At 63.2% G+C, this 7,640-nt stretch carries 4 protein-coding genes; 2 read left to right on the forward strand and 2 right to left on the reverse strand.

The window, feature by feature from the left end; translation table 11 throughout:
* Window positions 1-166: 166 nt before the first annotated feature.
* Together GXY33_15205 and GXY33_15210 are read right to left on the reverse strand one after the other, a co-directional pair.
* Entirely contained in the window at window positions 167-391 is a 225-nt protein-coding gene (locus GXY33_15205) for a DUF2283 domain-containing protein (GenBank protein NLX06485.1), read from the reverse strand.
* A 379-nt stretch (window positions 392-770) separates the two neighbouring features.
* Window positions 771-2,006 (reverse strand): competence/damage-inducible protein A, encoded by a 1,236-nt coding sequence (locus GXY33_15210; GenBank protein ID NLX06486.1) that lies wholly within the window; start codon window positions 2,004-2,006, stop codon window positions 771-773.
* A 397-nt stretch (window positions 2,007-2,403) separates the two neighbouring features.
* On the opposite strand from GXY33_15210, the gene GXY33_15215 reads away from it, so the two are divergent.
* Together GXY33_15215 and smc are read left to right on the forward strand one after the other, a co-directional pair.
* Window positions 2,404-4,068, forward strand: a complete 1,665-nt coding sequence (locus GXY33_15215; GenBank protein NLX06487.1) for a hypothetical protein — start codon at window positions 2,404-2,406, stop codon at window positions 4,066-4,068.
* A gap of 96 nt (window positions 4,069-4,164) precedes the next feature.
* On the forward strand, window positions 4,165-7,640 hold a 3,476-nt coding region (gene smc / locus GXY33_15220; GenBank protein NLX06488.1), incomplete at its 3' end, for a chromosome segregation protein SMC.

The following is a 7,640-nucleotide window of genomic DNA, read 5'->3' on the forward strand; positions in this document are numbered from 1 at the left end:
GAGGGGGGACGAGGCGGTTTTTACGATTGATGGACGGTATCGGACGATCTGGTATCGGGTTGGTCGGTAGCGGTTGGTCGGCGGGTTTGGTGCGGCATCGGTGTTCAGGCGAGGCGTTGATAGGGAGTGGTCTGTTGGTGCGTCGGGACGACGCACCCTACTTGGACTACCCTTCCTTCGACAGGGCGGTGAGGCACCGTTGGCGGACGCCGATTACTGTCAGTCCGACGAACTCACGGGTATCCTGACGGTATCGGACGATGACACCGTCGCCGACGTCAAGTCCCACCGCTGGGACGGGCTGGCCGGTGCTGATGTAGAGGACATCGGCCTCTTCGTCGTAGTCCCAGTTGAGGTCTTCCTTCTTGTCCAGGATCTTTATCGCGTCCATACAGTCTTCCTTCCTCGCGAGGGCGCATTGGTGAAGTAAGCCGTCAACACAAACCCATCCACGTCGCCCAGTTCACGGTACACGACAACAAGGTGTTTGCGCGTCAAGGGCGTCTGGGCAAAGAGCCGAATGGCCATCAAAGTTCCGAGGTCGCCCTCCTGGAGGATATCCGGGTTTTCCAAAGTCTCGACCACTCGCTCCTGTTGGCCGTTCATCTCGGTCGGGATGCCGCGCGACAATGTGTCCCCAGCGTTCCTGCGTCAGCCTTACATTCACTCTATGTCTGGATCTGACTATAAGCATGGTTAGGCCGAGAAATCCTCTCGGTAAGAGATTATAGCGTTTTACCGGGTGCGTCTTCCAGTCCCAAGCATCAACGTCACTGAGGCGGGGATTTGGCGAGCATCAGTCGGAGCGTGTTGAGGGCGGCGATGGCGGCCCGGAAGCGGACGGCTTCTCGGCCGACGTCGCCGAAGCGGTGTTCTTTGATCTGTTGGTTGGCGGCGTTGCCGACGGCGATCCAGACGAGTCCGACGGGTTTTTCGGGTGATCCGTCGGCGGGTCCGGCGATACCGGTGATGGCGATGCCCCAGTCGGCTTGGCTTTGGGCCAGGAGGTTTTTGAGCATGGCGGCGCAGCATTCGCGGCTGACGGCTCCGTGGGTTTCGAGGATTTCGGGTGGGACGGCGAGGTGGCGTTGTTTGAAGGAGTTGGCGTAGGCGATCCATCCGCCGAGGAAATACTCGCTTGAGCCGGGTACGTCGGTGATGAGTTTGGCGACGTAGCCTCCGGTGCAGGACTCGGCGACGGCGAGGGTCTGGCGGCGGTGGCGGAGTTGTTGTCCGACGACGGATTCGAGGGTGTCGTTGGCTTCGCCGAAGACGACGGTGCCGAGTTGGGCCTTGATCTGCTGTGAAAAATCAAGTATAGCTTGTTGGTCGGGCCCGGCGAGCTTGAGGGAGATGATTCCTTCGTGGGCGCGGGTGCCGAAGTCGATGCCGTTTTGGGTGAGCTGCTGGAGGATGGGGTCGATGGCCAGGACGACATCTGATTCGCCCATGCCGAGACAGTGGAGGCGGATGCGGTGGGTGGGGGCGATGGTGTGGTTGGAAATCCAGGGTTTGACGTAGGTTACGAACATTTCCTTCATTTCTCGGGGAACGCCGGGCAGGGCGAAGACGGTGGCGGAGCCGATGGCGATTTTGATACCGGGGGCAGTGCCCCATCTGTTTTCGAGGCCTTCGGCGTTTTGGGGGATGTGGGCCTGGATGCGGTTCAGGACGTTCATCTGGCGGCTGCGCTTGCGGAAGAAGGCGTCGATCTGTTCCAGAAGGTTTTGTCGTTCAATGAGTTGCACGTTGGCGGCTTCGGCGAGGACGAATCGGGTCAGGTCATCGGCGGTGGGGCCGAGGCCTCCGGTGATGACGACGAGTTGGGCTTTTTCGGCGGCCTGGCTGACGGCCCAGGCGAGTTGTTGTCGGTCGTCGCCGACGGTGAGGGTGCATTGGACGTGTAGGCCGAGGGCGGTGAGTTGTTCGGCGAGGAAGGCGCTGTTGGTATCGACGAGTTCGCCGGTGACGAGTTCGGACCCGGAGGAGATGATGGCGGCGTTCATGGGGTGGAATTCCTTAATTCGGCGGTTTACACGGGGGCAGCGGGAGCATAAAATCTAGTTCGTCAAAAGGCTGTTTACTTTCTGTTGAAAGATTGTTGGCGGATTTTTATCGCAATGCAAGTTCATGACAGCCAAGCCGTTGCGCGACCAGTCGGCGGCGGTGTCGGCGGACGCCCGGCGATCCGGCGGGTTGCGGTAACGCCCTAAAGGGCGGCTTTGGCATCGTCCGATAAAACCAATGGCCGTAGAGATATCCTCAAGGCGATCAAGATACCGTAAGGTGGCGATGCGTACCAGCGAGAAGGGATATTTCGTGCCCGTGTCGCGTGGGTGGTGGTGCGCATGGGTTATGGGGGTTTGTCTGGCGTCGTTTGGGGGGTGCGAGCGGGCGTCCTGGATGGGCATGGATCGTGGCAAGGAGGAGGCTTCGGGGGCGCGGGACGATCAGGCGGATCTGGCGAGGAAGACGGCTGCGCTTCCGGGGACGGTGGGTGCGGCGGCGTCGCTGGAGGGGATGGGCGATATTTTTGTCGAGGGTTACGGTCTGGTGGGCGGACTGGCGGGCAAGGGGAGCCGGGAGTGTCCGGAGCCTTTGCGTGCGGAGTTGATCGAGGCGATCGCCAAGGCGCAGAAGACGGGGGGTTTCGGGGATCGCAAGGACTTGCCGAGTCCGATGTCGATCATCCGGTCGGGGAATACGGCGGTGGTTCGGGTTCGCGGCCGGCTGCCGGGCGGTGCGTCGAAGGGTGAGCGGTTTGACGTGTCGGTGGAGGCATTGCCGAATACGGGGACGACGTCGCTGGAAGGCGGGTGGCTGTATAGCTGCGATTTGCGGGTGTTTGGCGGTCCGGCGTCGGGGGGCGCGCGGTCGAAGATCATGGCGCGTGCGGCGGGTCCGGTGTTCATCAATCCGTTCGAGAAGCGGGATTATCAGGGCACGACGATGCTGCACCGGTCGGGGTTTGTGCTGGGCGGCGGGTCGGGCACGGTGGATCGGCCGCTGAGTCTGGTGCTGTATCAGGGATCGTACGAGATTGCCCGGGCGATCGAGCAGAAGATCAACACGGCGTTCGGGCCGGTTTCGGGGGGTAGGGACGGGTCGGCGGCGAAGGCTGTGAGTCCGAACCGGGTGGAGTTGCGGATTCCGGCGGAGTATGGGGATCGCAAGTCGTATTTCCTGGCATTGGTGAACAGTCTGTACGTTCGGAGCGATCCGAATTTCATCGACGTGCGTTCGCGCGAGCAGGTGTCGGAGATCATGGCTCCGCTGGCGAACGCGGAGGCGATTTCGTTCGCGTGGGAGGGGATGGGCCGGACGGTATTGCCGGTGATTCAGGGGTTGTACGGGAATTCGAACCAGCAGGCGTCGTTCTGGTCGTCGCGAGCGGGTGCGGCGTTGGGCGATACGCTGGCGATCGAGCGGCTTGGCGGGTTTGCGACGTCGGCGGGGCCGTACCGGGTCAAGGCGGTGGAGCAGTTGGGTTACTGCCGCAGTCCGGTGGCGAGCGAGGCGTTGCGGAAGGTGGTGGCGAGCGACGACGTGGATTTGCGGATTCTGGCGTATGAGGGGCTTTCGCGGGCGAAGGACGCGTCGGTGAAGCGCGGGATCGTTGGGGTGGACCGGTTTTTGCTGGACATGGTATCGTGCGGCGGCCGGCCGTTGGTGTACGTGACGCGGACGGCGGAGCCGAAGGTGGTGGTGTTCGGTTCGGCGCGGATCGAGCCGCCGGTGTTTTACAGCGACTGGGACCGGATGCTGACGATCAGCGCGAACACGGAGGATCGTGAGCTTTCGGTGGTTCGCCGGCTGCCGCCGGACGGGAGCAGCATTCAGGCGGCGAGCGGGTTGGAGGTTTCGCGGCTGTTGGGCCTATTGGGGGGGCAGTTGGGCCGGGACGGGGAGCGGTATACGGGCATGGGGGTTCCGTACAATCGGGTGATCTCGGTGCTGCATTCGCTGTATGACAGCGGGGCGTTGGCGGGGGTGTTCAAGCTTCAGGACATGTCGGTGTGGCCGGACCGGACGGCGTATGAGCTGGGCCGGCCGGAGCGGGACGAGTAGGTTCTGGGATTGGGGAAAGGTGGCGGCCGGAAGCGGTTTCCGGCGGGTGCGAGCGACGCGGACGGATTGACAGTTCAGGCGACGGAGGCTTTGAATATGCGGTTGAAACGGCTGACCCTGCACGGCTTCAAGAGTTTTGCCGATCGGACGGCGTTGGATTTCAATCACGGGATCACGGGGATCGTTGGGCCGAACGGTTGCGGCAAGAGCAACGTGGTGGACGCGTTCAAGTGGGTGTTGGGCGAGCAGTCGGCTAAGAGTCTGCGCGGCCAGCAGATGCAGGACGTGATTTTCAACGGGTCGGCGAACCGCAAGAGCATGGGGATGGCGGAGGTGGGGCTGACGTTCGAGACGGACGGGCAGCTTGGGGATTACGGGTCGGAGGTGGTGATCGCGCGTCGGCTTTACCGGAGCGGTCAGAGCGAGTATCTGATCAACAACAAGCCGTGCCGGCTTCGGGACATTCGGGATTTGTTTCTGGACACGGGCGTTGGGGTGGACGCGTACAGCCTGATCGAGCAGGGGAAGGTGGATCTGCTGCTTCAGGCGTCGAACCAGGACCGTCGGGCGGTGCTGGAGGAGGCGGCTGGGATCAGCAAGTACAAGCTTCGTCGGAAGGAGGCCCAGCGGCGGTTGGAGAACGTTCAGCAGAATTTGCTGCGGGCGGGGGACGTGATCGCGGAGGTGGAGAAGCATTTGCGGAGCGTGAAGCTTCAGGCGGGCAAGGCGCGGAACTATCAGGAGTACGTGACGCGGCTTCAGTCGCTCAAGTCGCAGTATTACCTGGCGGAGTATCACGGCCTGCTGGAGCAGCAGGGGACGCTGCGGGTGGAGTTGGACGATCGGCATCGCGAGCTTCGGGAGTTGCAGGAGCGGCACGAGCTGTTGGAGGCGAAGCGTTCGCAGTTCGACCTTGAGATGGTGGAGTTGGGGAATCAGATCGGGGCGGTGGAGAACAAGCTGACGCAGTCGTCGGAGCAGATCGATTCGGGTCAGCAGACGATTCGGTTGCTGGGTCAGCGGATGGATGAGCAGAACGAGAGTCTGAACGCGAGCCGCAAGCGGCTTCAGGCGCAGTATCTTCAGATGGGTCGGTTGCGTGGCGAGCAGTCGAAGGTGGCGGGCGAGCTGGAGGCGATTCAGGGGGAGGAGGCCTCGCTGCAGGAGAAGATTCGCAAGCTGCAGGAGCAGATCGAGGCGCACGATCTGCGGACGACGGAGCTGGTGCACATGCTGGAGGGGGAGAAGTCGAGTTTGATCGAGCTGATGCGTCGGACGGCGCAGTGCAACAATCAGCTCAGCCAGATCGACGCGGAGCAGCGTGGGATTGAGGGGCAGCGGCAGCGGTTGACGTCGCGGCGGGAGTATCTGGCGGGCGAGAAGGCGAAGATTCAGGCGTTTCGGGACGATCGGCACCAGGCGCTGGCGGAGTTGGATCGTCAGATTGAGGCATTGTCGGCGGAGGTCAGCCGGCTGCAGGATCGGGCGGAGGTGCTGGATCAGCAGTCGGGCGAGCTGTCGCGGTCGTTGGCGGAGCGGAAGGAGAAGCGGTCGGCGCTGCAGTCGCGGCAGGAGGTGCTGTCGGACATGCAGGCGCAGATGCAGGGGGTGGGAACGGGGGCCAAGGCGCTTTTGGTTCGCAAGGATCAGGGCGATCCGGCGATGGAGGGGTTAGTGGGTTTGGCGGCGGATCTGATTGGGACGGACCTGGAGCACGCGCGGCTGATCGAGGCGGCGCTGGCGGGTCGGGATCAGTATCTGGTGGTGGAGAGCCATCGGTTTGTGGAGGCAAATCGGGAGCTGCTGGCGGAGCTGTCGGGGGCGGTGAGTATTTTCCCGCTGGATTCGTTGGCGCCGGTGGTGAACGTTCGGGATTTTTCGGGGAAGGACGGGGTGGTGGCGACGGCTGCGAGTCTGGTCAAGTCGGAGGACCGGTTCGACCATCTGGTTCGGCTGCTGTTGGGCAAGACGCTGATCGTGGAGGATTTGGGGACGGCGTTCCGGCTGGCGGGGGAGGACGCGGCGGGCTGGCGGTTCGTGACGCGCGAGGGCGAGGTGGTGGAGGCGGACGGTTCGGTGCGGGTCGGTCCGACCAAGGGCGGGGCGGGATTGATTTCGCGGAAGTCGGAATTGGAGCACCTTTCGAACCAGTTGACGCGGCTCGACGCGGAGATCACCGAGGCCGAGCGGAACGTTCGACAGGTGAACGAGGATCAGCGGCAGACGAAGCAGGAGGTTTCGGACCTTCGGGCGAGTCTGTACGAGAATCGGACGCGGCGGGTGAAGGACCAGACGCAGTTGAGCGGGTTGGACGAGCAGTGGCGCAAGCTGAGCGAGGAGGAGCCGCTGATCGAGTCGGAGCTGGATTCGCTGTCGCAGCAATCGGCGTTTAACGCGGAGCGCAAGGAGGGATTGGAGCGGCAGGTGGGCGAGATGGAGGGCGAGCAGCGGTCGGTGCAGCAGCGGGTGGAGGAGCTTCAGAGCGTTCAGGAGTCGGAGCAGGCGGCGCGGTCGGGCCTGAGCGGTCAGATGACGGAGTTGAAGGTGGAGGCGGGCCGGCTGTCGCAGAAGCGTCAGGCGCTGACGGACCGGGCGAACGGGCTGCGGCGTGACTTGCAGCAGGCGCTGGCGGGCCATCAGTCGGCGGGCGAGGAGATCCGGTCGATGAAGGTCCGGATCGAGCAGGCGGAGCGGCAGATCTTGGGGACGGAGGCTCGGCTGGCGGGGCTGTACAGTTCGCGGCAGGAGTATCAGAGGCAGTCGGGTCTGCTACGTCAGCAGCGCAAGGGCAAGAGCACGCAGCTCGAGCAGATCATGGCGGAGGCGCATGAGGCCAAGTCGCAGGTGGGTTCGCTGCAGGAGCAGGGCCAGGAGTTGGCGCTGAAGATCAACGAGTTGACGGTGCGTCAGGAGACGCTGATCCAGCGGGCGCAGGACGAGCTGCGGATCGACCTGGAGCACGCGTACAGCGACTATCACGATAGCGGCGAACAGGACTGGGCGGCGCTGGAGGGGGAGATCAACGATCTGAAGGGGAAGATTTCGCGGTTGGGCAACGTGAACCTGGACGCGATCGCGGAGCAGGAGCAGCTTGAGGCGCGGCTTGTGTTTTTGAGCAGTCAGCGGGACGATCTGGACGAGGCGCAGAAGAAGCTGCAGGAGCTGATCGAGCGGCTTGATGAGGAGTCGCAGAAGCGGTTTTTGGAGACGTTCGAGACGGTTCGGGAGAATTTCCAGGATCTGTACCGCAAGCTGTTCGGCGGCGGGAAGGCGGACCTGGTGCTGGACAATCCGGAGGACGTGCTGGAGAGCGGGATCGACATTCTGGCCCGTCCGCCGGGCAAGGAGACGCGGTCGGTGAGTTTGCTGTCGGGCGGCGAGAAGACGCTGACGACGGTGGCGCTGCTGATGGCGATCTTCAAGTCGAAGCCGTCGCCGTTCTGCATCCTCGACGAGGTGGACGCGGCGCTGGACGAGGCGAACGTGGACCGGTTCAATATGGTGATCCAGGAGTTTTTGCACCACTCGCAGTTCATCGTGATCACGCACAACAAGCGGACGATGAGCTACGC

The sequence above is a fragment of the Phycisphaerae bacterium genome (assembly GCA_012729815.1).
Classification (GTDB): Bacteria; Planctomycetota; Phycisphaerae; order JAAYCJ01; family JAAYCJ01; genus JAAYCJ01.